Source organism: Streptomyces sp. cg36, from assembly GCF_041080675.1.
In the GTDB taxonomy this organism is placed as follows: Bacteria; Actinomycetota; Actinomycetes; order Streptomycetales; family Streptomycetaceae; genus Streptomyces.
In genome coordinates this window covers 4,312,500-4,338,244 of the sequence record NZ_CP163520.1, presented here as the reverse complement: position 1 = coordinate 4,338,244, position 25,745 = coordinate 4,312,500, and the positions used below count along the sequence as shown (strand labels likewise).

The following is a 25,745-nucleotide window of genomic DNA, read 5'->3' as shown; positions in this document are numbered from 1 at the left end:
AGTGCCCCCCGCGGGGCCGACCGGCACGGGCCCCGGCGACTTCCCGGGGGCCCGCGCCTTGGGCGTGCCCGCCCTCACCGGCGGCCCGGCACCGCTCCCCGGCCCGGCGGGGGAGAACGGATCGCCCGGCGGCGCCCTGCTGAACCTGCTGGTCATCGAGGACGACCCGGTCGGCCCGTTCACCGTCTCCGAGCTCCTGCACACCGCCGGGACCCGGGTCCGCATCCGCACCGCCCGCAACCTCACCGAGGCCGAGCGGCTGCTCACGGACGACGTGAACTGCATCCTCCTGGACCTCGCGCTGCCCGGCCGCGACCCCGACGACGAGCTGGCGGCGCTGCGCCATCTGCTGCGGCTCGCACCCCGGCACGCGGTCCTCGCCCTCACCCCGTCCACCCACGCGGAGCGGGCGGCGGAGGCGGTGCGCGTGGGCGCCCAGGACTACCTCTTCCGCGACGAGCTGGACGGCCGGCTGCTGAGCCGGGCCATCCGGTACGCGGTGGAGCGCAAGCGGGCCGACATGGCGCAGTACAAGCTCGCCGAGTCCCGGCTGCGCGCCCAGGAGAACGCCCGGCTGGAGCGCGGCCTGCTGCCGACCCCGCTGCTCGACGGCTCCGACCTGCGGTTCGCCGCCCGCTACCGGCCCGGCCGCTCGCGCGCCCTGCTCGGCGGCGACTTCTACGACACGGTCCGCACCCCCGACGGCACCGTCCACGCCATGATCGGCGACGTCTGCGGGCACGGCCCCGACGAGGCGGCGCTCGGGGTCGAACTCCGCATCGCGTGGCGGGCGTTGACGCTGGCGGGACTGTGCGGGAACAAGCTCCTGACGACCCTTCAGCAGGTCCTCGAACACGAGCGGGACAGCGAGGAGATCTTCGCGACGCTCTGCACGGTCGACATCGGTCCGGACGGCCGCCGCGCGGAGCTCAGCCTGGCGGGCCACCCGGCCCCGCTGATCGCCCGCGCGGACGGCCCGGCGGGCCTGCTCGCGTACGAGAGCGGCGGCCCGGCGCTCGGCCTGCTGCCCGGGGCGCGCTGGCCGCGCCGACGGGTCGAACTGGGCGAGTCGTGGCGCCTGTTGATGTACACGGACGGCCTGATCGAGGGCCGCACGGGCGAGGGCAACCAGCGGCTCGGCCAGGACGGCATGCTCGGCATGGTCAACTGCCTGATGGCGACGGGCCTGCACGGCGAGGCCCTGCTGGAGGCAGCGGTGACGAGGGCCCGCGAACTCAACGGCGGCGAACTCACGGACGACGTGGCGGTACTGCTGCTGGAGCGGGACCGGACGGAGCCGGCGCATCCGGACCGGCCATAGCGCCCGCCGCCGTACGGCCCGAGCGCCGACTGCCCTCCGGAACCCGAGGCCCGCCGCTGTCCGGCCCCGGCGCCCGCCGCCCTTTAGGGCCCCCAGGCCCGCCGCCGTCCAGCCCGACCGCCCGGCGTCGTCCGGCGCCAAGGCCCGCCGCTGCACGGCCCAACACCCGGCCTCGCCGTCCGGCGCCAAAGCCCGGCCGCGCTGTCCGGCCCCGGCGCCTACCGCTTCCCGGTCCTAGCGCCCGCCGTTGTACGGCCCGTACGGCCCGTCGCTGCTGGAGCCCCGGCGACCGCGGCCCCGGCCGCCGCCGCTGATCTGGCGCACGGCCGGGCGGACGTCCACGATGTAGACGATCACCGCCACCGCGCCGATGATCGGCAGGAACGACAGCACCGGGAACAGCACGCTGACCAGCAGTGCGACGGCCAGGATGATCAGCCAGAACGGCTTGGTCTGCTTGTCGACCGCGCGGAACGCGTCCTCGCGGCGGATGGCCGCGTCAACGAGCGCGAACAGGCTCAATGCGGTCAGGGCCGTACTCAGCAGCCACATGAACCCCGCGAATCCCTGCATCAGCACGACTGTCCACCGCCTTCCCAGAATCGTCCCTACGCGGCCAAGGTACCCGGGAAACGTCGCGGGCACCGAAAAGGTGCCCGCGCCGTTCACTCCGCGGGCTTGGCGGCGGTCTTCTTGGCCGTGCTCTTGCGCGCGGCCGTCTTCTTGGCGGGCGCGGCCTTGGCCTCGGCGGCGCCGGAGCCGGAATCGGAGGCGGCGCCGGAGTCGGCGGCGGGCTCCTCGGCGGCGGCCGACCCGGAACCGTCGGGCTCGATCGCCTCGGCGACCTCAAGGATCTCCTCGGCGGCCTCGCCGCGCCACTCCTTGACGACGACCTGGCCGCGCTCGGCCACCTTGTCGTACCCCTCACGGGCCCGGACCAGGGACTCGGCGGCGAGGCCGACCGCCTGGAGGGCGAGGTGCTGCACGGAGTCGCCCAGCTTCTTCACATCGTCGTCGAGGGCGCCCACGACCTCGGTGACCTTCGCGGTGACGGCGGCCTGGGCCTCCTTGGCCTGGGCGACGACCTTGTCCTGCACGGCCTTCGGGTCGGTCTTGCGCACGGCGTCGATACGGGCCGGAACCTCGGTCTGGATCCGCTCGACCAGCACCGGAAGCTTCTCCGGGACCTTCGCGGCCTGCTTGGCGCCGAGGTCGAGCGCACCGGCGACGAAGAAGAGGGGCTTGGGGTCGGTCAGGACATTACGCAGCTCATCGGTGACGGCCATGCTGGTTTCCTCCCGGATCGGTGGTGCTGCTTGGGCTGTGGGTCAGCTCGTGGGAGCCGCTCCGGCATCGCTCGCGCCGCCGCTCCCGCCGTCGTCGCCCTGGGGCGCGTCGGCGGCGGCGGACGCATCGGCGGCGAGTCCGCTCCCCTGGGACCGGCCCTCTTGGGACCGGCGCTCCGAAGACCGGCCGTCCGGGGACGGGCCCGCCTTGGACCGGCCGTCCGGGGACGGGCCCTCCCTGGACGGGTCCCCCGGGGACGGGTCCGTCTTGGACCCGTTCTCCGTGAACCCGTTCTCCTTGCGGAAGGACTCGTAGATCTGGATCAGCACCTGCTTCTGCCGCTCGTCGAGCGAGGGGTCGGCCAGGATGACGCTCCGCGTCCCCGCCGCCTCCGGCGCCCGTTCGTCGAGGATCCCGGCCTGGACGTACAGCGTCTCGGCGGAGATCCGCAGCGCCTTGGCGAGCTGCTGCAGGATGTCGGCGCTCGGCTTGCGCAGCCCGCGCTCGATCTGGCTCAGATACGGATTGGACACCCCGGCGGCATCCGCGAGCTGCCGCAACGACAGCTGCGCGGTGCGCCGCTGCTCGCGCAGGAACTCCCCGAGATTGCCGACGTTGAGCGATGCCATACCCCGATACTGCCCCCTCCCCGCTAACTTTTGCAAGCGCCCGCTTGCAAAAGTGTGCAGGGCCACGGCGGGGGCCCGGGCCCCCGGCAATCGCACCCCCAAGAACCCCGCACCCCACAAGGCCCCACGGCCCAGGCAACGGCCCGTGGAGCCTCGTGGTTCGCGCGGCTGGTTCCGCTGGATCCGCGCGGCTAGATCTGCGCCGCCTCCACATCCAGCGTGATCTTGATCGCGTCGCCCAGCGCCGCGCCCGTCGCGCCGCCGTGGACGCCGAACGCCTTGCGGCTGATCTGGGTGGTGGCGGTGAAGCCCGCCACCGCGCGGCCCTCGTAGCCCTTGCCGAAGCCGATCAGCTCCAGGTCCAGGGTGACGGGGCGGGTGACGCCACGGACGGTCAGCTCGCCGTCAGCGAGGAAGCCGTCGCCGTCGCCGGGGCGGATCCCGGTGGAGCGGAAGGTCATCTCCGGGAACTCCGCCGCGTGCAGATACTCCTCCGACCGCACGTGGTTGTCGCGCTGCTCGTGCGCCGTGGAGAGCGACGCGATCTGGATCGTCGCGGTGACGGAGGACTCCAGCGGGTTCTCCGCGAGCACGATCTCGCCGCTGAAGTCGTTGAACCGGCCACGGACGTTGGCGACGCCCAAGTGGCGTATGGAGAAGGCGATTTCGGAGTGGACCGGATCGATGGCCCAGGTGCCGGCGGTGTACCCGGGCAGCGTGGCGGCCGTGACGGCCGGTTCGGGAGAAGTGGACATGACGGGTGAGGCCCCCCAGAAGGCGTGCGCGGACGGATGTCGGTGTGCCGTGCCTTGCTTGAACCCTCCACAACATAGTGAGTCGGCGCCACCCGCGCAGCCAACCCCCCTACGCCGCCGCCGCGTTGGCGCCCGCCAGCGCGTCCGGCAGCGGCCTGCTGTGCAGCACCTCAAGCCGGGACACCGCACGCGTCAGCACCACGTACAGCCGGTGCAGTCCGCGCTCCTCCGCCTCCGCGATCGCGCTCGGCTCGACGGCCACCACCTGGTCGTACTCCAGTCCCTTGGCGACCGTCGCGGGCAGCACCGTCACCCGCGCGCCCGACGTCAGGTCGTCCGGCTCGGCCGTCGCCACGCCCGCCGCCGCGAGCGCCGCGCGCAGCTCCGGCACGTCGGCGTCGCGGGCGATCACCCCGACCGAGCCCTCGCGGGCCAGCGCCGCCCGCACCGAGTCCGTCACCGCCTCCCGCACGTCCGTGACCCGGCGGATCGCCAGGTCGCCGTCGCGGCGCAGCGAACGGGACGGCGGTACGGCCACGCCCAGCTCGCCCAGCAGCCCGTTCGCCAGCTCCACGATGGCCGCCGGGACGCGGAAGCCGGTGGTCAGCGGGACCACCGCCGCGTCCGGCTTGCCCAGGTGCGCCAGCTGCCCGGCCCAGTCGCGGGCGGCCCACGGGGTGGTCCCCTGGGCCAGGTCGCCCAGGACCGTGAGCGAGCCGAAGCCGGAGCGGCGGGCGACCGCGCGGCACTGCATCGGGGAGAGGTCCTGGGCCTCGTCGACGACGATGTGGCCGTACCCCTCGGGCCGTTCGACCAAGCCCGCGAGCTCGTCGAGGAGCACCAGATCGGCCGCCGACCACTTGGCCGAGCGGTACGAACGCGGGGCCCGCCGCCACTGGAGCCGCTTCTGCTCCTCGGCGCCCAGGATCCCCCCGGCCGCCGCCGCCAGCGCGCCGGGGTCGGTGAAGAGCTCCGCCAGCACCTCCTCGGGCACCGCCTTCGGCCATGCCTCGTCCACGAACGCGGAGACCGGCCGGGCCCGCGAAATCCGTTGCAGCCAGGTGTTGTTCATCGGTCCGGCCCGGCGCTCGGCGGTCAGCTGGATCTCCCGGACGGCCCGGCTGCGGACCCGCTCGCGGCCCACCGCGTACGGCGGAGCCTCGGCCCGGACCTCCTCGACGATCTCCCTCAGCCGCCCGAGCGGCACCCGCCAGCGGTACGAGCCGTCCGGCACCTCGACCGGGCCCGTCGGGACGCCGACCCGCGCGTACAGCGCGCGGTGCAGCACCCGCGCCATCCGCTCGTCGTGCTTGACGGCCGCCGCGCCCTCCTCGTCCACCGCCCGGACCGGCACCCGCGCGATCTCCTCGTCCACCGTCGACTGCCGGATGTCGATCTCGCCCAGCGCGGGCAGCACCTGCGCGATGTAGTGCAGGAACGTCCGGTTGGGGCCGAGGACCAGCAGGCCGCCGCGCTGGATGCGCTGCGGGTAGGTGTAGAGCAGAAAGGCGGCCCGGTGCAGCCCCACCGCCGTCTTGCCGGTGCCGGGGGCGCCCTGCACGCAGACCGAGCGGGTGAGCTCGCAGCGGACGAGGTCGTCCTGCTCGGGCTGGATGGTGGCGGCGATGTCCCGCATCGGGCCGACGCGGGGGCGCTCGATCTCGGCGGCGAGGATGCCACCGGGGCGGCCCGCCGGGCCCGTGGCACCCGGCTCGCCCTCCCGGGGCGCTTCGCCCCGGGCCGCCTCCGCCCGGGGCCCCGCCCCCTCCCGCAGCAGCTCGTCCTCCATCCCGGTCAGGTCCTCGGAGGCGCCCCGGCTGCCCGGCGCCCAGCCGAACCGGCGGCGGACGGCGACGCCCAGCGGATCGCGGGCCCCCGCCTGGTAGAACGTCCGCGACACGGGCGCCCGCCAGTCGACGACCAGCGGCGGGGCCGAGGGGTGCTCGCTGATGCGGCGGCGGCCGATGTAGTAGCGCTGCCCGGCGTGGTCGCCGCAGGCCGCGTCCGCCTCGAAGTCGAGGCGCCCGAAGAACAGCGGGCTCTCCGGCTCCTCCCGCAACTCCTTGGCCCAGCTGCGGAGTTGATAGCCGAGGACTTCGGCGTCCGCGCCGGAGGCGAACGCGTTCTCACCGGTGACGACCCGTTCGTCCGCGCCGTCGACCATGCCGGCGAGGGCCGCGCGGCAGGCTTCGTGGTAGGTCCGCTCCTGGTCGAGTTCACGGTCGAGTGGCGTCATGCCGTCAAGCGTAACGCAACTAGGTTAAATTTTTAACTCGGTAAAGAAAAAATGGGGACGGGCGGTCCGTGGCCGGTACCGGGGACGCCCAAGAGCGCGGGCCGCGCACCCGGCATCCCAAGAACACGACCGCACGGCAGCCGACCGCGCCACCCGTCAGGCGCACCCCACCAGACGCGCCCCGCCGGCCGCATCCCCTCACGCATACAGCTCCAACCCCACCACCAGCTGCGCGAACGCCCCCTCCGCCGCCTCCACCGCGCCCGCGTGGACCGCCTCCGCGCTCTCCCCCGCCCCGATCCGCCGCCAGTTCTCCTCGGCGAGGATGCGCTGGACGGCGACGATCTGGCCGGCCGCCAGACGCGGCTCGACGCCCTCGCCGCCGGTCTCGGCCAGCGCGGCGGCCAGCGCGTCCTCGGCCCGGCCCTGGTACGCGAAGAGCCGCGCCACCAGGCTCGGCGTGCCGTAGAGCAGCGCGTGGTACGCCCGTACGCGCGGATCGTCGTTGAGCCCCGTCACCGGGTCGCGGCCGTCGAGCCCGGCCAGGAAGTGGCGGCGCAGGGCGGGCAGCGGCGCGACCCCCTCGGCGCGGCCCAGCCGGACGACCCGGGCGGCCTCGCCCTCGTGGTCGGAGAACCGGTGCAGGGCCAGGTCCTCCTTGGCCGGGAAGTACCGGAAGAGGGTCGGCTTGGAGATCCCGGCGGCGGCGGCGATCTCGGCGACCGGCACGTTGTCGAAGCCCTTCTCCAGGAAGAGCGCGATCGCCGTGTCCGAGACGGACTGGTACGTCTGCTGCTTCTTCCGCTCCCGCAAACCCATGGGGGTGAGGTTACGGGGTACGGGCGGCGCTTGACCTCAACAGAACTTGAGGTCGAAGACTTCTCGACGAGCGGGCGCCTCCTTCGCGGCGCCCCCGACGAGACGAACGGGTGGACGGCATGCGCGTGGCACAGGTCGAGGAGTTCGGCGGTCCGGAGGTACTGGTTCCGGCGGAGCTGCCGGACCCGGTGGCGGGGCCGGGCGAGGTGGTCGTGGCGGTGGACCACATCGACACGCTGTTCGTGCAGACGCAGATACGGGCCGGCGCCTTCGGGGACTTCTTCGACGTCCGCCCGCCGTACGTGCCCGGCGGCGGCGTCTCCGGCACGGTGGTGGCGACCGGGGAGGGCGTGGACGCCGCCGAGTGGACCGGGCGCCGGGTGGTCGCCCCCGTCGAGGTGGGCAGCTACGCCTCCCTGGCCACCGTCCCCGCCGACCACCTGGCCCCCGTCCCCGAGGGCGTCGGCCTGCGCGAGGCCGCGGCCCTCGTCCACGACGCCGTGACGGCCCTGGCCCTGCTCGACCTCACCGCCGTCGAGCCCGGCGAGACGGTCCTGGTCACCGGCGCGTCGGGCGGCATGGGCACCCTCCTGGTCCAGCTGGCCCGGGCCCGGGGAGCCCGGGTGGTGGCGGTGGCCCGCGGCCCGGAGAAGACCGCGCTCGTACGGGAGTTGGGCGCCCACACCGTCATCGACGCGGCCTCCCCCGACTGGCCGGACCGGGCCCGGGAGGCGCTGGGCGAGCGGGGCGCGGACGTCGTGCTCGACGGGGTGGGCGGCGCACTGGGCGCGGCGGCGTTCGCCCTGACCGCGGACGCCGGCCGCTTCTCGGCCCACGGCGCCCCCACGGGCGCGTTCGCCACCGTCCCCGAAGCCGGGGCGGCCCGCCGGGGCATCCGCCTCCTGGGCATAGCCGACGTCCAGCTCACCCCCACGACCCGCGCGTCCCTGACGACCCGGGCCCTCACCGAAGCCGCGGCGGGCCGCCTGCGCCCGGTGATCGGCGCGGTGTTCCCCCTGGAACGAGCGGCGCAGGCACACGAGGTGATCGAGGGGCGGGGGGTGGTGGGGAAGGTGATGCTGAGCGCCTGAACACCCGGGCGCACCACCGCGGTCACCCCGGGCGCGCCCCCTCAGAACACGTCCGGGCACCAGGGCCGGCGGGAGGTGCGGAAGAGGGTGTCCGTGTGGGGGGCGGCCCCAGGGGTGTGTTCCGCGAGGCGGGACAGGGACGCCAGGCGTACCGCCGACTCGTCGCCCAGGTACAGCGTGCCCAGCTCGCTCACGTCCAGCGTGATGTCGGGGGCGTCCGCGGTCGGGGCGCAGCGGGCCCTCCCGGTCGCGTCGGCCGTCAGGCGGTAGCGGCCGGACGCCGGGCCCGCGGGGTCCGTGACGTCCAGGACGAGGGTGCCCGCCGCCCCGTACGTACGCGCCTCCAGCGCCCGTACGACGTCCAGCACCCGCACCCACAGGAAGTCCGCCTGGGTGACGACCCGGGCCGCGCGCGGGTCGGGCAGCAGCAGCGGGAGCAGGTCGTCGTGGGGGCGCGCGCCGGTGCGGACCTTGGTGATCCAGTCGACCGAGCAGACGAAGTGCCACAGGGCGCGCTCGGCGGCCGGGGTCAGCGCGATCAGACCGCGCACGGTCGCCGTGTTCAGCGGCTGCTTGGCATCGCTCCAGGTCTCGTCCGCGTGGTACGCGAGCAGGCCCCGCACCTCGCCGGAGGCCGAGCGGTGGACCGCCCAGAACGGCTCGGTGAAGGGGTGATCGTCCCGGCGGACCAGGCCGGTCGCCAGGTCCCACCAGCGGGCGTCGCGGCTGACCGCGCCGGGCTGGCGGGGGCGGAAGCGCTCGAAGAGCTCGGGGCCCAGCTTGCGGGCCTCCGCGGAGTCGACCAGATCGATGCGGCCACCGTCCGCCGGGCCCGACCAGCGCGGGTCCAGGCCCGACCGGCCGACCTCGATCTCCCACTCGGTGACACCGGCGGCGGGGCCGAAGCCGTACCGCCCGTAGATCGGGTACTCGGCGGCGATCAGCGTGGCCACCACGTCGCCGCGCTCGCGCGCCGCCGCCAGCTCGTTCGCCATCATGCGGGTGAGCAGGCCGCGGCGGCGGTGGGTGGGCGAGACCGTCACGTTGGTGACGGCGGTCGACGGGACGACGGCGCCGCCCACCACCGTCAGCTCCTGGGCGAAGGAGCGGAAGGTCGCCACGCACCGGCCGCCGTCGAACGCGCCCTGCGTACGGGCGAGATCGCTGTTGGCGCGACGGCTCACCGCGTCGCTCTCGCTGGTGACGGGCGGACGCAGGAAGCCCGTGCTCACCGCCTTGAGCCAGTCGGTGAACTCGGCGTCGGCGACGTTGCGGATCTCGACGCCGCCGTGGGGGGCGGGGGCGTCCGGGGTGCGCCCGTGCTCGGTGGTCTCGTCCGGGGCGGGGGCGTCGGCGGGGGCGGGGCGGCTGCTCGGGCTCATGCCCGCCACGCTAGGCACCGCCCCGTCGGCTGTCGCCCGAATTACGCCGGCCACCACTTCACCGGCGGCCTCCGCACCGGCCCGGACGCCGGCTCCCCGCCCGCCCGCGGCCCGGCCCCGGCGGCCCCTCAGAACGCCGCCCGGATCTCCCCCACCCGCGCCGCCCCGCCCAGCAGCGGGGCGTCCGCGACGCGGTCGAGGACCGGGGCGTCCACGCCGAGGCGGCGCAGCGCGCGGGCCAGGACCGGGCCGAGGGCGCGGATCGCGCCGTCGTCGACCTTGAAGGCGAGGGCGCGGCCGTCCGGCAGGGCCAGCGCCTGTACGGCCTCGGCGCCCATCTTGGAGAGCGCCCCCGGCACCTCGCGCATCAGCCAGGTGTCGGGGCGGCGGGTGCCCGCCACGTACTCGGGGTGCGCGCGCATCGCGTCGGCCACCCGGCGCTCGGGCGTCCCGGGCTCGGCGAGCACGAACGTACGGAAGGCGCGGGCGAGGCCGGTGAGGCTGATCGCCATCAGGGGCGCCCCGCAGCCGTCGGTGCCGACGGAGGCCACCGGCTCGCCCGCCGCCGCCTCCACGGCCTCGTGCACGAGGAGCTGGAGCGGGTGGGCGGGGTCGAGGTAGCCGCTCTCGTCCCAGCCGTTGAGGCGGCAGGCCGCCAGCATGGCCGCGTGCTTGCCGGAGCAGTTCATGGTGACCCGGTCGCGGACGTGCCCGGCGGCCAGGTACGTCTCGGCCTCGACCGCGTCCAGCGGCAGGTCGGGCGGGGTCTGGAGGTCGTCCGGGGTCAGCCCGTGCTCGGCCAGCATCTTGCGGACGAGGTCGAGGTGGAAGCCCTCGCCGGAGTGGCTCGCGGCGGCCAGCGCGAGCCGCTCGCCGGAGAGGTCGAGGCCCGCCCGCAGCACGGCCGCGGCCTGCATCGGCTTGTTGGCGGAGCGGGGGAAGACGGGCGCCGCCGGGTCGCCGAGGGCGAACTCCACGCTGCCGTCGGCCGCCAGCACCACCAGCGAGCCCCGATGGTGGCCCTCGACGAAACCGGAGCGTACGACTTCGGCGAGGACCGGGGGTATGGAGGTGGTCATGGCTGGGGCCTTCCGGGCTGGACCGCCCGGTGACCTTGGAATCTCAGGTCAGATGAGCAGGTCGTCTACTTGTGCTTCCCCTTCACGGTACCTGCGGGCGATCTCGGCGCTGCAATCGTCGGCGGTCCGCTGGAGGTGCTGGCGCCGGCGCGAGACCTGCTGCTCGTAGCGGATGAGGCGGCCCATCGCGGTGTGCAGCTCGTCGTCGGTGCGGGCGTCCAGGTCCGACAGCTGGACCTCCGCGTCCATCTCCGCCGCCAGCCGCCGGTACTCGGCGCTGCGGGGGGTGGAGAGCGTGACGTGGCGGGCCGAGGCCCGGTGCGGGGAGGGCGCGTCCGCCAGGATCTCGGAGAGCCGCTCCACCACCGGGGTGTGCGGGCCGGTGCGCCGGGCCAGCTCGGCCCGCAGGATGTCGATCCGGCCGTGCAGCAGCCGCCGCACATAGCTGAGGTCGGCCTCGTCGCTCTGCGACTGGCGCCGCAGCGTCCGCAGCTCCGGCAGCCGCAAGGAGGCCAGATCGGGGTCGTGCGGTGCGGACAGATGGTCACCGGCGCGCTGGGCGGGCGGCCGGGCGGCAGGCGGCCGGGGGGCCGACGGGCTCGTCCGGGTCAGCGAAACGGGGCCGGGCGACTGCGGCCCGGCGCCAGGAGTGCTCATGCGACTTACCGTCCCCTCGACCGGTGCGCAAGGGATCGCACCGCCTGTCAGCATCGTGCCACTCCCGGTGGCGCATATGCAGGCCCGCGCCACCCGTTCGGCCCTCGTGAGACTGGATTGGACCGTGGATTAGGTTGGGTCCCATGCGAGCGGTGGTACAGAGAGTCGACGGCGCGAGCGTCGTGGTGGCCGGGGAGACGGTCGGGGAGATCGCGGGCGAGGGCCTGTGCGTACTGGTGGGCGTCACCCACGGGGACACCCCCGAGAAGGCCGCCCAGCTGGCCCGCAAGCTGTGGTCCCTGCGGATCCTGGACGGCGAGAAGTCCTGCTCGGACGTGGCGGCGCCGCTGCTGGTGATCTCCCAGTTCACCCTGTACGGGGACGCGCGCAAGGGCCGCCGCCCCACCTGGAACGCCGCCGCCCCCGGCGAGGTGGCCGAGCCGCTGGTCGACGAGGTGGTGGCGCGGCTGCGGGAGCTGGGCGCGAGCGTGGAGACGGGCCGCTTCGGCGCGGACATGCGGGTGTCCCTGACCAACCACGGCCCGTTCACGGTGCTGCTGGACATCTGAGTCCCGGAAGTCCCCGGCTCCCGGAGATCCGGCTCCCGGCCGGGACGTCCGGCTCCCGGCCGCGCCGGACCAGAGCCTGCGGCCCCGGCCCCGCGACACCGGCCCCTACGGCTCGACCACGACCTCCTGGGCCGCGGCCGTGGACCCGGCCAGCAGCTCCGCGTCCACCGCCACGTTCCGCTTCACCAGCGCCAGCGCGATCGGCCCCAGCTCGTGGTGGCGGGCCGAGGTCGTGATGAAGCCGATCTGGCGGCCCTCCTCGCCGTCCGCGGCGACCCGCAGCGGGGTGCCGTGCGCGGGCAGGAGCACCTCGCTGCCGTCCAGGTGCAGGAAGACCAGCCGGCGCGGCGGCTTCCCCAGGTTGTGGACGCGCGCCACCGTCTCCTGGCCCCGGTAGCAGCCCTTCTGCAGGTGCACCGCGGTGCCGATCCAGCCCAGCTCGTGCGGGATCGTGCGGTGGTCGGTCTCCAGGCCGAGCCGGGGCCGGTGCGCCTCCACGCGCAGCGCCTCGTACGCCAGGATCCCGGCGGCCGGGCCGTGCGCCGCCGCGTATCCGGCGAGCTCGGCGCGGGGCAGGAACAGGTCGCGGCCGTGCGCCGTCTCCCGTACGACCGTGCCCTCGGGGACCTCGGCGATGGAACCGGCGGGCAGGTGGACGACGGCGAAGTCCTCGGTGCGGTCGGCGACTTCGACGCGGTAGAAGAACTTCATCGACTCCAGGTACGCGATGAGTTCGCCCTGGGTGCCGGGCTCGACGTGGGCCCAGACCGTCGTGCCGTCGTCGACGAGGTAGAGGGCGTGCTCGATGTGGCCGTTGGCGGAGAGGACCAGCGCCTCGGTGGCCAGGTTCGGCGGCAGGTCGGTGACGTGCTGGGTGAGCAGCAGGTGCAGCCAGCTCAGCCGGTCGTCGCCGGTGACCGCGACGACACCGCGGTGGGAGAGGTCGACCAGGCCGCGGCCGTCGGCCAGCGCGCGCTGCTCGCGGAACAGGTCGCCGTAGTGCGCGGCGACACCTTCGTCCGGTGCCTCGGCGGGTACGGCGCCGGGCAGGGACAGCAGGGGGCTCGTCGTGGAATGTCGCTGCATGACGCAAGCCTACGACGCGGTACTTGAAGCTTCCTTGGCGCACTTCTGGCACTGCCCGAAGATCGCGAAGTGCTTCATGTCCGTGGTGAAGCCGAACTGGTCGCAGAGCTTCGCCGTGAACTCGGCCGCGACCGTCACGTCCGCCTCGATCACCGTCGTACAGTCCCGGCAGACCAGGTGGATGTGGTGATGGCGGTCGGCCAGGTGGTACGTCGGGGCGCCGTGGCCCAGATGGGCGTGCGAGACCAGACCCAGCTCCTCCAGGAGCTCCAGGGTCCGGTACACGGTGGAGATGTTCACGCCGCCCGCCGTCTTCCGCACCTCGGTGAGGATGTCGTCGGGCGTCGCGTGTTCCAGTACGTCGACGGCCTCCAGCACGAGCTGGCGCTGGGGGGTCAGCCGGTAGCCGCGCTTGCGGAGGTCGCTCTGCCAGTCGGTGGTCACCACACGCCCAGTGTAGGAGCCACCGCCGGATTCCCTACTTGAAGAAGGCGATCCCGTCGTCCGGCAGGTCCCCGAGGCCCCTGGCCATCGCCGCGACCTCCTCGGGCGTGACGACCTTCTTCAGGTGCGCGGACATGTAGGGGCGCAGCTCGACCTCGGGGGTCGCCTTCTCGCCGACCCACATGAGGTCGCTCTTCACATAGCCGTACAGGCGCTTGCCGCCGGTGTACGGGCCGGAGGCTGCGGTGCGCGCCACGGCATCGGTGACCAGGTCGATCTGCGGCTTCTGGTCGGCGAGCTCGCCGTACCAGATCTCGACGACGCCCTGGTCACGGACCATGACGACCTCGACCTTGCGGTCCTTGTCGATGCGCCAGAAACCGGACTCGGTCTCCAGGGGCCGCACCTTGTTGCCCTCGGCGTCGAGGATCCAGGAGTGCGAGACGTACTCCAGGAAGTCCCGGCCGTCGTGGCTGAAGGTCACGGACTGGCCGAAATTGGCCTTCTCGGCGCCCGGGAAGTCGGTGACGCCCGCACCCTCCCAGGTACCCAGGAGGAAGGCGAGGGGGACGAGGTCCGGGTTCAGGTCGGACGGGATCTCGATCATGAGGCTCGATCAGTCTTTCGTTACGTCTGCGGCTGGGGCGCGGTTCAGCGCTGGCCCTGGTACAGCTTCTTCACGGCCAGACCGGCGAAGGCGAGGACACCGACGCAGACCAGGACCAGCAGGGTTTCGAAGAAAGCCTCAAGCACGGGGTGCTCCTCGGATGAGCGTGTGGGCAGTAAAGGGCCGTACCCCAGCCTAATGGGTTGGGCCACGGCCTTCTCTGTGAGGTCCGCCGCCGCGGGCGCGCGGGGCGGCCGGGCGGTCCGCCACGGGGGCGCACATTACAGTTCGGGCCATGGCCAAGAAGCTCGTACTCAAGGTGACCGCCGGGGCCGACGCGCCCGAGCGGTGCTCGCAGGCGTTCACCGTGGCGGCGGTCGCCGTCGCCAGCGGGGTCGCGGTCTCGCTCTGGCTGACCGGCGAGTCGTCGTGGTTCGCGCTGCCGGGGAGGGCCGCCGAGTTCGAGCTGCCGCACGCGGCGCCGCTGCCGGACCTGATCGACTCGATCCTGGCGGGCGGCGGGACGATCACGGTGTGCACGCAGTGCGCGGCCCGGCGCGACATCGCCGAGGCGGACCTGATCGAGGGCGCGCGGATCGCGGGCGCGCAAGTCTTCGTCCAGGAGGCGATGGCCGAGGAGACGCAGGCGCTCGTCTACTAGGACGGGGGACGGGGCGCGGCCCCTCCACGACTCGGGCTCGGACGCGGCCCCCTACGGCTCGGGCGTGGGCACGGCTCCAAGGCTCGGGCGCGCCCCGGGGCTCAGTGCTTCTTCTTGCCGTCCAGCTCGTCCCACCACTCGTCGGACTTGGGGTCCCCGGACGGGTCGTCCCACCAGCGGTCGTCGGGGCCGCGCCGGTTCGCCACCATGGCCGCGACCGGCGGGATCACCATCGCGACCACGCACATGGCGACCGCGGCCGGGACCGACCAGAGCCGTACGAAACCCCAGGCGGACACGAAGAGGACCAGGCATCCGCCCATCATCCAGAAGTACTCGCGGCGCCGACGGGCCAACATGAATCCAGCGTACGGCGGTATCCGCCGGCCGGAAACGGCACGGAGGGCCGCACCCGGTCCAGGTAAGCGTCCAACCCCCTGGGGTGCGGCCCTCCGGCCAGTCGCGTCGGTACCCGCGTCAGACGGCGATGGCGACCTCGGCCAGTCCGCCCGTCTGCGCCACGACCGTGCGGTCCGCGGTCGCGCCGGGCACCAGCGCCCGTACGGTCCACGTGCCCTCGGCCGCGTAGAAGCGGAACTGGCCGGTGGCCGAGGTCGGGACCTCGGCGGTGAACTCGCCGGTCGAGTCCAGCAGCCGGACGTAACCGACCACGGGCTCGCCGTCCTTGGTCACCTGGCCCTGGATGGTGGTCTCACCGGGCTTGATCGTCGAGGCGTCGGGGCCGCCGGCCTTCGCTCCACACATGTCTGTCTCCTGATGCCTTCGGTACAGCCGGTCGGTTACTTGTTGGCGCCGAGCTCGATCGGCACGCCCACGAGGGAGCCGTACTCGGTCCACGAGCCGTCGTAGTTCTTGACGTTCTGCACACCGAGCAGCTCGTGCAGCACGAACCACGTCAGGGCGGAACGCTCACCGATGCGGCAGTACGCGATGGTGTCCTTCGCCAGGTCGACCTGCTCCGCCGCGTACAGCTCCTTGAGGTCGTCGTCCGACTTGAAGGTGCCGTCGTCGTTGGCGTTCTTGGACCACGGGATGTTGCGCGCGGACGGCACGTGGCCGGGCCGCTGCGACTGCTCCTGCGGGAGGTGGGCCGGGGCGAGCAGCTTGCCGCTGAACTCGTCGGGCGACCGCACGTCGACCAGGTTCTGCGAGCCGATGGCCGCCACGACGTCGTCGCGGAACGCGCGGATCGCGGTGTTCTGCGGCTGCGCCTTGTAGGCGGTGGCCGGGCGGGCGGGCACCTGTGAGCCGTCGACCAGGTCGCGGGAGTCCAGCTCCCACTTCTTGCGACCGCCGTCGAGCAGCTTGACGCTGTCGTGGCCGTAGAGCTTGAAGTACCAGTAGGCGTACGAGGCGAACCAGTTGTTGTTGCCGCCGTAGAGGACGACGGTCGTGTCGTTCGCGATGCCCTTCGCCGACAGGAGCTTCTCGAAGCCCTCCTGGTCGATGAAGTCACGGCGGACCGGGTCCTGGAGGTCCTTGGTCCAGTCGATCCGGATCGCGTTCTTGATGTGGTTCTTCTCGTAGGCCGAGGTGTCCTCGTCGACCTCGACGATGGCGACCTTCGGGTCGTCGATGTGGGCCTCGACCCAGTCGGCGTCTACCAGGACGTCGCTGCGGCTCATGCGGTTCTCCTCCGGGGCAGGTTCGGCGGTGATGCGGGTGCGGGTGCACTCGCCGCGCGTGCGGGCGCGGCGCTGCTTCGGCACGGGGGGCGGCCCTGAAAACGGTTCGACGGGCCCGGGGAACGCGGGAGTTGCCGTCTCTTCACAGAGAGGGGCGGGTCCCGGTCAGACGGGGCGACAGAGCATGGCGGCGACGCGGCACAGGTCGACTGCCCGCCGCTTCGTGAGATCCGCCTGTCGCTTCATGCGTCCGATCGTAGGGACGGACGGGCGGCCATGTCACCGGTGTGTCGCATTTTGAGACACGATCATCCGAATGGTGGGACGGAACCCCTCACAACCCACGCCCCACCCCCGTGGGAACCCCCAGGAAAACCGAACCATCTACTCCCCGGACACCGCCGTCTCACGATCCGACCTGCCCCGCAGAGGGGAACGGGTTTCTCAGGGGCGCGGGGAACGGCGCGAGCAACCCAGCACGACCCGCAGACGGGAACGGGGTCTTCAGGGGCGCGGGGAACCGCGCGACAAGCCCCCACCGGCCCGCGGACGAACATCCGGCCAAAAGGGGCCCGCGCCCAACGCCCGGCTCACCCCGCGAGGGAAACGTTGCTCCCGGTCCCGGAGAACCGCAGCCCGTCCTCGACGGCGGACACCTTGTCGAGGGTGATCCCCCGGGGCAGCCCCTCGATCTTCAGGTCGTAGTCGACCGCCTTGCGGAGCTTCTCGTCGAACCCCGGCACCGGCAGCTTCGGCAGCTCCGACGACCGCACCCGCACGGTCGAACCCCCCGCCGTCGTCACCGTGCTGTACGCACTGACCGTCTGCCCCGCGAGCAGCACCTTCAGGCTGGGCGGGACCTGGACGCCCGCGCCCTCCAGCAGGTCCGCGAGCTGCCCGCTCACCTTGACCTGCCCCTTGGCGGCCCGCTCGGGACCGGCGTACCCGACCGTGGCGCCCTTGGGCGCGGACTTGGTCAGATCGGCGTAGGAGATGCGGGCCGAGCCGTCCGCCCGCACCGCCGTGGCGGACGAGTAGCTGCTGTTGACCTTCACGTCGTGCAGCTTGGCGTGGACCTCGGTGACGTTGACGGAGTGGCCGTCCGCCGTCGCGGTGACCCCGCCCAGCTTCACGTCGACCTCGTCGAACTCCTTGCCCATCGCCTGTGTGAGGAAGGGGAAGCCGTTGATCGAGACGTCGGGGGTCTCCTTGAGCCCCTGGCTGCTCTTGATCTTGTCGGCCACCTTGGACTCGACGACGTTCACCGCGATGCGGTCCGCGGCGACGAAGAGGCCGCCGAGGACCACCGCGACGATGAGCCATATCCGGAGTGCGCGCATTGCGTACGAGTCCCCCCACGCTGGTCGTTGACGCTTGCGAGCCTAACCGCCGGAATTATCCGATCACTCGACCGATCAGATACAAAGCGGGAACAGCCGCGGTCAGCGGCAGCGCCACTCCGGCCGTCATGTGGACGAAGCGCGACGGGTAGTCGTAGCTGGCCACGCGCAGTCCGATCAGCGCGCACACCCCGGCCGCCAGCCCCAGCAGCGCGCCCTGCGAGCCGATGTCCGTCATCCCGCCGACCACGATCCCCGCGCCCGCCGCGGCGAGCAGCGCGACCACCGCGGAGGCGATCCCGGGCAGCGGCAGCGCGCGGGCGAGGACGGCCACGGCGACCGCCGCCGCGCCCACCGACACCGCGTGCGGGAGGGCCGCCAGGTACCCGCCCGCCAGGATCGTCAGCGCGGCCGAGGCCACGCTCGCCATCAGGCCGTACATCCGCTCGTCCGGGTCGGCGTGGCTGCGCAGCTGGAGGACGAGGGTGAGCAGCACCCACACCCCGAGCGTGCCCAGGATCGCGGCGGGCGCGTGCTCGTCGCCGACGGCCAGCAGCGCCACATCGGCGACCAGACCGCCCAGGAAGGCGAGCGCGATGCCCTGCCGGGCCGGCCACATGCCGTTGAGCCGGAACCAGCCCGCGGCCGTGACGGCCTGGAGCAGCACCAGCGGCACCGCGAGCGCGTACTGCCCGATCCCGGCCGCGCCCGCCAGCAGCAGGCCGAGGACGGCGGTGAGCGCGGCGGGCTGCATCCCGGGCGCGATGACCGGCGAGCGCCCCTCGGCCCGCGCCCGCTGGGCGTCGGTGATCCGGGCGTTGCCGACGGTGGTGGGCGGGCTGTACTCGGGGCCGTCGGTCCGGGCGGGCTCGGCGGGCGCCGGTTCCCGCTCCTGGACGGACGCCTCGGGCGGCAGGGGCACCGAGCCGGTCTGCGGCGGCAGGTACGCGGTGTCGGCGGCGGGCGGCGCGTACGCCTGCGCGTACTGCTGCTGCACGGGCTGGGCCTGCATGGACTGGGCCTGCATCGGCTGGGCCTGCATCGGCTGCTGGTGGACCGGCGGCTGCTGGTGGACGGGCTGCTGCACGGGCTGCGGCTGGATCGTGGGCTGGTACTGGGTGTCCCAGGTCTGGCCCTCCCACGTCTGCGTGTACTGCTGCTGCTCCTGGTACGACGGGTCGTGCGGGAACTGCTGCGGCGCGGGCTGCTGGTACTGGACCGGCTGCTGCTGGAGGGGCTGCCCGTACTGGTCGTACTGCTGGTACTGCTGGTACGCGTCGTACGGGGGCTGCTGCGGCTGCTGCGGGTCCTGGTACTGCTGCTGGACCGGCTGTCCGTACTGGTCGAAGCGCGGCTGGGGCTCTTCGTACGGATGCGGGTACGGCTGATCGCTCATGACGTGGGGGTCACCCTCCTGCGAACGGCGGGAGCACCTCGACCGTGCCGCCCTCGGCAAGCCGTACGGTCTCATGCCCGCGCGTCCCGACGGGGTCGCCGTCGACGAGGAACGAACACCTGAGCAGTACGCGGGTCAGCTCGCCGGGGTGGCGCTCGCGCACCGACTCCAGCGCCTCGGCCAGCGTGGCCGCCGCGTACGGCTCCTCCGCCACACCCGCGGCGGACTTGGCCGCGGCCCAGAAGCGGATGGTTCCCGCTGCCATGGCGACCCTCCTTTCGTCGTCCACCATGATGGGCTACGCCACGGACAGCCATTGCGCGATCCGGCGCAGCAGCTCCTCGCCGGCCGCGTTCTCCGCGTGGCCCATCCCCTTCTCCAGCCACAACTGCGCAGGTCCGGCCGCCGCCAGCATCCTGGGGTGGTCGAGCGGAAAGTACGGGTCGCTGTCTCCGTGGACGATCAGGAGCGGGGTCGGCGCGATCAGCGGCACCGCCTCGACCGGCGACAGGGGCACCGGGTCCCACTCCCGCGAGTCGATCCGGGTGGCGAAGCCGAGGCGGCCCACCAGCCGGCCCGCCGGGCGGGTCACCAGCCAGTGCAGCCTGCGCATGGGGGCCGTCCCCCGGTAGTACCAACGGGCGGGCGCACTGACGGACACCACCGCGTCGGTGTGCGCCCCCGTGCTCCCCGTGTGCGTCGCCGCGTGCCGCAGGACCACCGAGCCGCCCATCGAGAACCCGACGGTCGCCACGCGCGCGTAGCCGAGTGATCTCGCCCACTCCACCGCCGCCGCCAGATCGAGCACCTCGCGGTCGCCCACCGTGGAGCGCCCGCCGGAGTTGCCGTGCCCCCGGAAGGAGAACGTGATCACGCCCGTGGACTGGGCGAACACCCCGGCGGCCCGCCGCAGGGCCGGGCGGTCCAGCGACCCCGTGAAGCCGTGCGCGAGCACGATCGCGGTGTCCGTCGCGGCCCCCGTGCAGGGGTCGTGCCGGGCCTCCACGGACACTCCGTCCGAGGTGCGAAGAGTGGCGCGCCGGGGTCCCCTGGTGATCGAGGAAACATCCACAGTGTGAAATCGGCCCTCTGGCTCGCAGCTCATGTGGGCTATTCTGCTGGGCAGAGGATCCGGGCAGCGCAGCCCCCGGGTCCTTTTGTGTTTCCGGCCCGTTGTTACAGGCAGGTGACCGAAGGCTCACGAACAGGACTCACCAGGTTCCCGGGGCGCGGGGGCCGGGAGTACGAAGCAGTGCCGCAGACGTCCTCGCAGGGACCGAGGAGGAACCGACGTTATGGGCGAGCAGACAGCGCACGATACGAAGAGCGATCCGAAGCCGACCTGGGCGGGTGGGGCGCGATGAGCTCCCTGCTGCTCCTGACCAATGCCCTCCAGCCCTCCACCGAGGTCCTGCCCGCGCTCGGCCTGCTGCTGCACAGCGTGCGCGTGGCGCCCGCCGAGGGGCCGGCCCTGGTCGACACCCCGGGCGCCGACGTCATCCTCGTCGACGGCCGCCGCGACCTGCCCCAGGTCCGCTCGCTCTGCCAGCTGCTCCGCTCCACCGGGCCCGGCTGCCCGCTCCTGCTGGTGGTCACCGAGGGCGGTCTCGCCGCCGTCACCGCCGACTGGGGCGTCGACGACGTCCTCCTGGACACCGCGGGTCCCGCCGAGGTCGAGGCGCGGCTGCGGCTCGCGATGGGCCGCCAGCAGATCACCTCGGACGACTCCCCCATGGAGATCCGCAACGGCGACCTCTCGGTCGACGAGGCGACCTACAGCGCCAAGCTGAAGGGCCGGGTGCTCGACCTCACGTTCAAGGAGTTCGAGCTCCTGAAGTACCTGGCCCAGCACCCCGGCCGGGTCTTCACGCGCGCGCAGCTGCTCCAGGAGGTCTGGGGGTACGACTACTTCGGCGGTACACGCACGGTCGACGTCCACGTACGGCGGCTGCGCGCCAAGCTCGGCCCCGAGCACGAGTCGCTGATCGGGACCGTCCGGAATGTCGGGTACCGGTTCGTCACCCCGGAGAAGGTGGAACGGGCCGCCGAGGAGGCCAAGGCGAAGGCCGCCGCCGGATCCGTGGCCTCCGCTTCCGTTCCCGTTCCCCAGGAGGCGGAGGAAGCCTCCGTACGCCCTGCCCAGAGGTAGGTCACCCCGCGTAGACTCCCGCTCGTGGCCAAGGTGACGCGGGATGATGTGGCGAGACTGGCGGGAACGTCGACCGCGGTCGTCAGCTATGTCATCAACAACGGACCGAGGCCGGTCGCCCCGGCCACGCGCGAGCGGGTACTCGCCGCGATCAAGGAGCTGGGCTACCGGCCCGACCGGGTCGCCCAGGCGATGGCCTCGCGGCGCACCGACCTCATAGGCATGATCGTCCCGGACGCGCGCCAGCCGTTCTTCGCGGAGATGGCGCACGCGGTGGAGCAGGCGGCGGCCGAGCGCGGAAAGATGGTCCTGGTCGGGAACTCCGACTATCTGGACGACCGCGAGGTCCACTACCTGCGGGCCTTCCTCGGCATGCGGGTCGCCGGGCTCATCCTGGTCAGCCAGGGCCCCAGCGAGCGCGCGGCGGCGGAGATCGACGCCTGGGACGCGCGGGTGGTGCTCCTCCACGAGCGGCCGGAGGCGATCGACGACGTGGCCGTCGTCACCGACGACATCGGCGGCGCCCAGCTGGCCACCCGCCATCTGCTCGAACACGGCCACGCGTACGTGGCGTGCCTCGGCGGGGTCGAGTCGACCCCGGCCGTCGGCGACCCGGTGGCCGACCACGTCGAGGGCTGGCGGCGCGCCATGCTGGAGTCCGGGCGGCCGACCGAGGGGCGCCTCTTCCAGGCGCCGTACAACCGGTACGACGCCTACCGGGTCGCCCTGGACATCCTGTCCGGGCCGGACCGGCCCCCGGCGATCTTCTGCTCCACCGACGACCAGGCGATCGGGGTGCTGCGGGCGGCCCGGGAGCTGCGGATCGATGTGCCGCGGGAGTTGGCGGTGGCGGGCTTCGACGACGTGAAGGAGGCGGGGCTCACGGATCCGCCCCTCACCACCGTCGCCTCCGACCGGCCCGCGATGGCCCGCGCGGCGGTGGACCTGGTCCTGGACGACGCCCTCCGCGTGGCGGGCTCGCGCCGCGAACGCCTGAAGCAGTTCCCGTCCCGCCTGGTAATCCGAAAGTCCTGCGGCTGCGCCTAGCGAAGTGGCCGGGCCTGTCGCCTACGGATGCACTGTGGCCGCTCACGCAGTTCCCCGCGCCCCTTCAGGCCCGGACTTTGCCTGCGGCCCGGCGGGGGCTTGTCGCGCAGTTCCCCGCGCCCCTCTTGGGCCGGATCCTTGCCTGCGGGCCGGTGAACGCTCCTCGCGCAGTTCCCCGCGCCCCTGGGTGGTGCGTTCGTCTGCGGGCCGTGGACGGCCGCTCGCGCAGTTCCCCGCGCCCCTGGGCAGTCCGATGTCTGCGGGCCGTGATCGCTCCTCGCGCAGTTCCCCGCGCCCCTAGGTGGTACCCGGTAGCCGGAGAAGCCGGCTCAGCCACAGGCTTTTAGGGGCGCGGGGAACCGCGCGACCAGCCGCAGACGGCCCACAGGCGAAAACCGGGTCCAAAAAGGGGCGCGCGGCCCGCAGGCGGAATCCGCGCGCCGGAGGGGGACCCTCAGTCCGCCAGCTCGACCTGGATCTCGACCTCGACCGGCGCGTCCAGCGGCAGGACGGCGACCCCGACGGCACTGCGGGCGTGCACACCCTTGTCCCCCAGCACCGCCCCCAGCAGCTCACTGGCCCCGTTGATGACACCCGGCTGCCCCGTGAAGTCGCTGGCCGAAGCCACGAACCCCACGACCTTCACCACGCGCGCGATCCGGTCGAGGTCACCCGCGACGGACTTCACGGCGGCCAGCGCGTTCAGCGCACAGACGCGCGCCGCGTCCTTCGCCTCCTCGGCCGTCACCTCGGCCCCGACCTTGCCGGTCAGCGTCAGCTTGCCGTCGACCATGGGCAGCTGCCCGGCCGTGTACACGTACACACCGGACCGCACGGCCGGCTGGTACGCGGCCAGCGGCGGCACGACCTCCGGCAGCGTCAGGCCGAGTTCGGCCAGCTTCGCCTCAACCGCACCGGTACCGCTCATGCCTGCTTCTCCCGCTTCAGGTAGGCCACCAGCTGCTCGGGGTTGTTCGGCCCGGGAACGACCTGGACCAGCTCCCAGCCGTCCTCGCCCCAGGTGTCCAGAATCTGCTTCGTCGCGTGCACGAGAAGGGGCACGGTCGCGTATTCCCACTTGGTCATGGGGCCGACTGTAGCCGCTGGCGGAGGCAGCCTCATGCGTAGGCCGCCGGGCGACTGGTTAGGCTCGATGGCGTGAGCAGGCTCCAGGTCGTCAGCGGCAAGGGCGGTACCGGCAAGACCACGGTCGCCGCGGCCCTCGCGCTCGCCCTCGCGACGGAGGGCAAGCGCACGCTCCTCGTCGAGGTCGAGGGCAGACAGGGCATCGCACAGCTCTTCGAGACGGAAGCCCTTCCGTACGAGGAGCGCAAGATCGCCGTGGCGCCCGGCGGCGGGGAGGTGTACGCGCTGGCGATCGACGCCGAACGGGCCCTGCTCGACTACCTCCAGATGTTCTACAAACTGGGCTCGGCGGGCCGGGCCCTGAAGAAGCTCGGCGCCATCGACTTCGCCACCACCATCGCGCCGGGCGTCCGCGACGTCCTGCTGACGGGCAAGGCGTGCGAATCGGTGAGGCGTAAGGACAAGCAGGGGCGGTACGCGTACGACCATGTGGTCATGGACGCCCCGCCCACCGGGCGGATCACCCGGTTCCTCAACGTCAACGACGAGGTCGCCGGGCTCGCCAAGATCGGCCCGATACACAATCAGGCGCAGGCCGTGATGCGGGTGCTCAAGTCGCCCGAGACCTCGGTGCACCTGGTGACGCTCCTGGAGGAGATGCCCGTCCAGGAGACCGCCGACGGCATCGCCGAGCTGCGCGCCGCCGAGCTGCCGACCGGCTCGGTCATCGTCAACATGGTCCGCCCGCACCTGCTGGACGAGGAGGCGGTGCGCGGGGTCACCGGCGACCGGCGCAAGGAGGTCGCCAAGACGCTCACCCGCGCCGGGGTCACCGGCTCGGCCAAGCTGGTCACCCCGCTGCTCCAGGAGGCCGCCGAGCACGCCGAGCGGGTGGAGCTGGAGCGCGAACAGCGGGCGGTGGTGGGCGCGTTGGGGCTCCCGGCGTACGAACTGCCGCTGATCGGCGAGGGAATGGACCTGGCCGGGCTCTACCGCCTGGCCGCACGACTGCGAGGGCTCGGGGTGGGGCAGTGACCATGGACGCGGCAGCGCCGCTCGGCATCGACCCGCTGCTGGACGACCCGAAGACGCGCATCGTGGTGTGCTGCGGCTCCGGCGGCGTGGGCAAGACGACCACGGCCGCGGCGCTGGGGCTGCGGGCCGCCGAGCGCGGGCGCAAGGTGGTCGTGCTGACCATCGACCCGGCCCGCCGGCTCGCCCAGTCGATGGGCATCGACTCGCTCGACAACACCCCGCGCCGGGTCAAGGACGTCGAGGGCCCCGGCGAACTGCACGCGATGATGCTCGACATGAAGCGGACCTTCGACGAGATCGTCGAGGCGCACGCGGACCCCGAGCGCGCCCGGGCGATCCTCTCGAACCCCTTCTACCAGTCCCTGTCGGCCGGCTTCGCGGGCACGCAGGAGTACATGGCGATGGAGAAGCTGGGGCAGCTGCGGGCCCGCGACGAGTGGGACCTGATCGTCGTGGACACCCCGCCGTCCCGCTCGGCCCTGGACTTCCTGGACGCGCCGAAGCGGCTGGGCTCGTTCCTGGACGGCAAGTTCATCCGGCTCCTGGTGGCACCCGCCAAGATGGGCGGCCGGGCCGGGATGAAGTTCCTCAACGTCGGCATGTCGATGATGACGGGCACGCTCGGCAAGCTCCTCGGCGGCCAGCTGCTGCGGGACGTGCAGACGTTCGTGGCGGCGATGGACACGATGTTCGGCGGCTTCCGCACCCGCGCCGACGCCACCTACCGACTGCTCCAGGCTCCCGGGACCGCGTTCCTCGTGGTCGCCGCGCCCGAGCGGGACGCGCTGCGCGAGGCCGCGTACTTCGTGGAGCGGCTGGCCGCGGACTCGATGCCGCTCGCCGGGCTCGTACTGAACCGGGTGCACGGCAGCGGCGCGGCCCGGCTCTCGGCCGAGCGGGCACTGGCGGCGGCGGAACGCCTGGAGGAGGGCCCGGCGGACCAGGGCGGCGGCCAGGAAGGCCCGGAGGCGGACCGGGGCGGCCGTGCGGGGGCCCTGACGGGAGAAGAGCACGACGAGCACGGGGAGGATCACGGGGAAGATCACCCGGACGGATCACCCGGGGAAAATCTTGTCGAAGGCCGCATTGTCGATCAGAGGTACGGGAAGGCTGAGGATCGTGACACCGGTGGTTCCTCTCCCGACCTCTCCTCCACCACCGGATCCGACGGCGCGTCGGTCGACCGGCTGACCGCCGGTCTGCTGCGCCTGCACGCCGAGCGGATGCAGGTGCTGGCCCGCGAACAGCGCACGCGCGACCGTTTCACCGCGCTCCATCCCGAAGTCCCGGTGGCCGAGGTGGCCGCCCTGCCCGGCGATGTACACGATCTCGCCGGGCTCCGGGCCATCGGGGAACGGCTCGCGACCCAGGAAGAGCGGGCCGGAGCTCTCTGACGCCTGCGAGGCGCCTGCGCCTGCGCGGC

At 73.1% G+C, this 25,745-nt stretch carries 30 protein-coding genes; 8 read left to right on the top strand and 22 right to left on the bottom strand.

Translation table 11 applies throughout. The features are described from left to right. Window position 1 precedes the first annotated feature (1 nt). Window positions 2–1,321: a PP2C family protein-serine/threonine phosphatase gene (locus AB5J87_RS19400; protein WP_369378088.1), complete on the top strand. Its 1,320-nt coding sequence runs from the start codon at window positions 2–4 to the stop codon at window positions 1,319–1,321. Window positions 1,322–1,555: 234 nt separating this feature from the next. Here AB5J87_RS19400 and AB5J87_RS19395 read toward each other — a convergent pair whose 3' ends face one another. From AB5J87_RS19395 to AB5J87_RS19370, 6 genes are all read right to left on the bottom strand, one after another. Further along, entirely contained in the window at window positions 1,556–1,894 is a 339-nt protein-coding gene (locus tag AB5J87_RS19395; protein WP_369378087.1) for a DUF2516 family protein, read from the bottom strand. A 92-nt stretch (window positions 1,895–1,986) separates the two neighbouring features. Beyond that, a complete protein-coding gene (locus AB5J87_RS19390; RefSeq protein ID WP_369378086.1) occupies window positions 1,987–2,607 on the bottom strand; it encodes a hypothetical protein in 621 nt (206 codons plus the stop codon). A 42-nt stretch (window positions 2,608–2,649) separates the two neighbouring features. Next, on the bottom strand, window positions 2,650–3,237 hold the full coding sequence (locus AB5J87_RS19385) for a helix-turn-helix domain-containing protein (RefSeq protein WP_369378085.1): 588 nt from the start codon (window positions 3,235–3,237) through the stop codon (window positions 2,650–2,652). 191 nt (window positions 3,238–3,428) lie between these two features. Beyond that, on the bottom strand, window positions 3,429–3,992 hold the full coding sequence (locus AB5J87_RS19380; RefSeq protein WP_369378084.1) for a YceI family protein: 564 nt from the start codon (window positions 3,990–3,992) through the stop codon (window positions 3,429–3,431). Window positions 3,993–4,101: 109 nt separating this feature from the next. Beyond that, window positions 4,102–6,228 carry an AAA family ATPase gene (locus AB5J87_RS19375; RefSeq protein WP_369378083.1) on the bottom strand — a complete coding sequence of 709 codons (2,127 nt, stop codon included), beginning with the start codon at window positions 6,226–6,228 and terminating at the stop codon, window positions 4,102–4,104. 198 nt (window positions 6,229–6,426) lie between these two features. After that, the gene (locus tag AB5J87_RS19370) at window positions 6,427–7,047 is read right to left on the bottom strand and encodes a TetR family transcriptional regulator (RefSeq protein WP_369378082.1); all 621 of its coding nucleotides are present in this window, start codon (window positions 7,045–7,047) and stop codon (window positions 6,427–6,429) included. A gap of 119 nt (window positions 7,048–7,166) precedes the next feature. Between AB5J87_RS19370 and AB5J87_RS19365 the strand changes: the two genes are divergently transcribed. Beyond that, window positions 7,167–8,138, top strand: coding sequence for a zinc-binding dehydrogenase (locus tag AB5J87_RS19365; protein WP_369378081.1), 972 nt, complete (start codon window positions 7,167–7,169; stop codon window positions 8,136–8,138). A gap of 41 nt (window positions 8,139–8,179) precedes the next feature. Here AB5J87_RS19365 and AB5J87_RS19360 read toward each other — a convergent pair whose 3' ends face one another. The 3 genes from AB5J87_RS19360 to AB5J87_RS19350 all read right to left on the bottom strand — a co-directional run bounded on the left by AB5J87_RS19360 (window position 8,180) and on the right by AB5J87_RS19350 (window position 11,256). After that, window positions 8,180–9,520, bottom strand: coding sequence for a GNAT family N-acetyltransferase (locus AB5J87_RS19360; RefSeq protein ID WP_369378080.1), 1,341 nt, complete (start codon window positions 9,518–9,520; stop codon window positions 8,180–8,182). 128 nt (window positions 9,521–9,648) lie between these two features. Next, window positions 9,649–10,599: an asparaginase gene (locus AB5J87_RS19355; RefSeq protein WP_369378079.1), complete on the bottom strand. Its 951-nt coding sequence runs from the start codon at window positions 10,597–10,599 to the stop codon at window positions 9,649–9,651. Between the two features lie 48 nt (window positions 10,600–10,647). Next, on the bottom strand, window positions 10,648–11,256 hold the full coding sequence (locus AB5J87_RS19350; protein WP_369378078.1) for an ABC transporter substrate-binding protein: 609 nt from the start codon (window positions 11,254–11,256) through the stop codon (window positions 10,648–10,650). A gap of 143 nt (window positions 11,257–11,399) precedes the next feature. Between AB5J87_RS19350 and dtd the strand changes: the two genes are divergently transcribed. Further along, window positions 11,400–11,825, top strand: coding sequence for a D-aminoacyl-tRNA deacylase (dtd, locus tag AB5J87_RS19345; RefSeq protein WP_369378077.1), 426 nt, complete (start codon window positions 11,400–11,402; stop codon window positions 11,823–11,825). 105 nt (window positions 11,826–11,930) lie between these two features. On the opposite strand, the gene AB5J87_RS19340 is transcribed toward dtd, so the two are convergent. The 3 genes from AB5J87_RS19340 to AB5J87_RS19330 are packed head-to-tail and all read right to left on the bottom strand — an operon-like array spanning window position 11,931 to window position 13,962. Continuing rightward, a complete protein-coding gene (locus AB5J87_RS19340) occupies window positions 11,931–12,911 on the bottom strand; it encodes a folate-binding protein YgfZ (RefSeq protein ID WP_369378076.1) in 981 nt (326 codons plus the stop codon). A 9-nt stretch (window positions 12,912–12,920) separates the two neighbouring features. Continuing rightward, window positions 12,921–13,358, bottom strand: a complete 438-nt coding sequence (locus tag AB5J87_RS19335) for a Fur family transcriptional regulator (RefSeq protein ID WP_369378075.1) — start codon at window positions 13,356–13,358, stop codon at window positions 12,921–12,923. Window positions 13,359–13,389: 31 nt separating this feature from the next. Beyond that, window positions 13,390–13,962, bottom strand: a complete 573-nt coding sequence (locus tag AB5J87_RS19330) for an FABP family protein (RefSeq protein WP_369378074.1) — start codon at window positions 13,960–13,962, stop codon at window positions 13,390–13,392. 295 nt (window positions 13,963–14,257) lie between these two features. Between AB5J87_RS19330 and AB5J87_RS19325 the strand changes: the two genes are divergently transcribed. Further along, window positions 14,258–14,623, top strand: coding sequence for a DsrE family protein (locus AB5J87_RS19325; RefSeq protein WP_369378072.1), 366 nt, complete (start codon window positions 14,258–14,260; stop codon window positions 14,621–14,623). Window positions 14,624–14,724: 101 nt separating this feature from the next. Here the strand turns inward: AB5J87_RS19325 and AB5J87_RS19320 are convergent, their stop codons facing one another. The 8 genes from AB5J87_RS19320 to AB5J87_RS19285 form a co-directional block, all read right to left on the bottom strand. Beyond that, window positions 14,725–14,982, bottom strand: coding sequence for a DUF3099 domain-containing protein (locus tag AB5J87_RS19320; protein ID WP_369378070.1), 258 nt, complete (start codon window positions 14,980–14,982; stop codon window positions 14,725–14,727). A gap of 118 nt (window positions 14,983–15,100) precedes the next feature. Then, window positions 15,101–15,388, bottom strand: a complete 288-nt coding sequence (locus AB5J87_RS19315) for a DUF1416 domain-containing protein (RefSeq protein ID WP_010985465.1) — start codon at window positions 15,386–15,388, stop codon at window positions 15,101–15,103. A 35-nt stretch (window positions 15,389–15,423) separates the two neighbouring features. After that, window positions 15,424–16,269, bottom strand: a complete 846-nt coding sequence (locus AB5J87_RS19310; protein ID WP_369378069.1) for a sulfurtransferase — start codon at window positions 16,267–16,269, stop codon at window positions 15,424–15,426. 165 nt (window positions 16,270–16,434) lie between these two features. Then, window positions 16,435–16,515, bottom strand: a complete 81-nt coding sequence (locus tag AB5J87_RS19305) for an Ms5788A family Cys-rich leader peptide (protein WP_351229977.1) — start codon at window positions 16,513–16,515, stop codon at window positions 16,435–16,437. 344 nt (window positions 16,516–16,859) lie between these two features. Then, a complete protein-coding gene (locus AB5J87_RS19300; protein WP_369378067.1) occupies window positions 16,860–17,609 on the bottom strand; it encodes a DUF2993 domain-containing protein in 750 nt (249 codons plus the stop codon). Window positions 17,610–17,664: 55 nt separating this feature from the next. After that, on the bottom strand, window positions 17,665–19,005 hold the full coding sequence (locus AB5J87_RS19295) for a hypothetical protein (protein ID WP_369378066.1): 1,341 nt from the start codon (window positions 19,003–19,005) through the stop codon (window positions 17,665–17,667). Window positions 19,006–19,015: 10 nt separating this feature from the next. Next, window positions 19,016–19,270 carry a MoaD/ThiS family protein gene (locus tag AB5J87_RS19290; protein ID WP_369378064.1) on the bottom strand — a complete coding sequence of 85 codons (255 nt, stop codon included), beginning with the start codon at window positions 19,268–19,270 and terminating at the stop codon, window positions 19,016–19,018. A gap of 33 nt (window positions 19,271–19,303) precedes the next feature. After that, window positions 19,304–20,110 (bottom strand): alpha/beta hydrolase, encoded by an 807-nt coding sequence (locus AB5J87_RS19285; protein ID WP_369378063.1) that lies wholly within the window; start codon window positions 20,108–20,110, stop codon window positions 19,304–19,306. Between the two features lie 255 nt (window positions 20,111–20,365). Here AB5J87_RS19285 and AB5J87_RS19280 point away from each other — a divergent pair, with 255 nt between their 5' ends. Beyond that, on the top strand, window positions 20,366–21,154 hold the full coding sequence (locus AB5J87_RS19280; RefSeq protein ID WP_369378062.1) for a response regulator transcription factor: 789 nt from the start codon (window positions 20,366–20,368) through the stop codon (window positions 21,152–21,154). 24 nt (window positions 21,155–21,178) lie between these two features. Continuing rightward, entirely contained in the window at window positions 21,179–22,201 is a 1,023-nt protein-coding gene (locus AB5J87_RS19275) for a LacI family DNA-binding transcriptional regulator (protein WP_369378061.1), read from the top strand. Window positions 22,202–22,655: 454 nt separating this feature from the next. Here the strand turns inward: AB5J87_RS19275 and AB5J87_RS19270 are convergent, their stop codons facing one another. Beyond that, window positions 22,656–23,129 carry a RidA family protein gene (locus AB5J87_RS19270; RefSeq protein WP_369378060.1) on the bottom strand — a complete coding sequence of 158 codons (474 nt, stop codon included), beginning with the start codon at window positions 23,127–23,129 and terminating at the stop codon, window positions 22,656–22,658. Next, window positions 23,126–23,287 carry a DUF4177 domain-containing protein gene (locus AB5J87_RS19265; protein ID WP_003975360.1) on the bottom strand — a complete coding sequence of 54 codons (162 nt, stop codon included), beginning with the start codon at window positions 23,285–23,287 and terminating at the stop codon, window positions 23,126–23,128. Before AB5J87_RS19265 ends, AB5J87_RS19270 begins: the two co-directional genes overlap by 4 nt. A gap of 72 nt (window positions 23,288–23,359) precedes the next feature. On the opposite strand from AB5J87_RS19265, the gene AB5J87_RS19260 reads away from it, so the two are divergent. Beyond that, the gene (locus AB5J87_RS19260; RefSeq protein WP_369378059.1) at window positions 23,360–24,322 is read left to right on the top strand and encodes an ArsA family ATPase; all 963 of its coding nucleotides are present in this window, start codon (window positions 23,360–23,362) and stop codon (window positions 24,320–24,322) included. A gap of 2 nt (window positions 24,323–24,324) precedes the next feature. Then, entirely contained in the window at window positions 24,325–25,716 is a 1,392-nt protein-coding gene (locus AB5J87_RS19255) for an ArsA family ATPase (RefSeq protein ID WP_369378058.1), read from the top strand. The last annotated feature ends 29 nt before the right edge of the window (window positions 25,717–25,745 follow it).